The 1,278-nt window shown below is 68.3% G+C and carries 1 pseudogene; it reads right to left on the minus strand.

The window, feature by feature from the left end:
• A pseudogene (locus CLV70_RS38840) lies at positions 1–1,278 on the minus strand (pyruvate dehydrogenase (acetyl-transferring), homodimeric type); the annotation flags it as partial.

The following is a 1,278-nucleotide window of genomic DNA, read 5'->3' on the forward strand; positions in this document are numbered from 1 at the left end:
GAGGCGGTCCCGGAAGCCCTTCAGGTCGTCCAGGGTCAGCTTCTTCATCTGGTGCGTGGCGTTGCGGGCCTCGAAGTGCGAACCCAGCGTCCAGCCCTTGATCGTCTTGGCCAGGATCACGGTCGGCTGGCCGGTGTGCTCGGTGGCCGCCTTGTACGCCGCGTACAGCTTCTTGTAGTCGTGCCCGCCGCGCTTGAGGTTCCACACGTCGTCGTCGGACATGTGCTCGACCAGCTTGCGGGTGCGCGGGTCGCGGCCGAAGAAGTTCTCCCGGACGTACGCGCCGGACTCGCCCTTGTAGGTCTGGTAGTCGCCGTCCGGCGTGACGTTCATGAGGTTGACCAGCGCGCCGTCGGTGTCGGCGGCGAGCAGCGGGTCCCACTCCCGGCCCCAGACGACCTTGATGACGTTCCAGCCCGCGCCGCGGAAGAACGCCTCCAGCTCCTGGATGACCTTGCCGTTGCCGCGCACCGGGCCGTCGAGGCGCTGCAGGTTGCAGTTGATGACGAAGGTCAGGTTGTCGAGCTCCTCGCGGGCGGCCAGGCCGATCGCGCCGAGCGACTCGACCTCGTCCATCTCGCCGTCGCCCAGGAACGCCCAGACGTGCTGCTGGCTGGTGTCCTTGATGCCGCGGTTGTGCAGGTAGCGGTTGAACCGGGCCTGGTAGATCGCGTTCAGCGGGCCGAGGCCCATGCTGACCGTCGGGAACTCCCAGAAGTCCTGCATCAGCCGGGGGTGCGGGTAGGACGGCAGGCCGCCGCCCTGGTGGCTCAGCTCCTGGCGGAAGCCGTCCAGGTCGTTCTCGCTGAGCCGGCCCTCGAGGAACGCGCGCGCGTACATGCCCGGGGAGGCGTGGCCCTGGAAGAAGATGTGGTCGCCGCCGCCGGGGTGGTCCTTGCCGCGGAAGAAGTGGTTCATGCCTACCTCGTAGAGGCTGGCGCTCGACGCGTACGTCGAGATGTGACCGCCGACACCGATGTCCGGGCGCTGCGCGCGGTGCACCAGCATCGCGGCGTTCCAGCGGATGTACGCCCGGATCCGGCGCTCCACGAACTCGTCACCGGGGAACCAGGGTTCCTGCTCCGGCGGGATCGTGTTGATGTAGTCGGTGGAGGTCAGGGGCGGCACGCCGACCTGTCGCTCCCGGGCCCGTTCGAGCAGGCGCAACATGACGTACCGGGCTCGTTTGGTCCCGCCTTCGTCGATGACTCCGTCGAGCGACTCGACCCACTCGCTGGTTTCCTCGGGGTCGATGTCCGGAAGCTGGCTCGGCAGGCC

This window comes from Pseudosporangium ferrugineum (genome assembly GCF_003002065.1).
GTDB lineage: Bacteria > Actinomycetota > Actinomycetes > Mycobacteriales > Micromonosporaceae > Actinoplanes > Actinoplanes ferrugineus_A.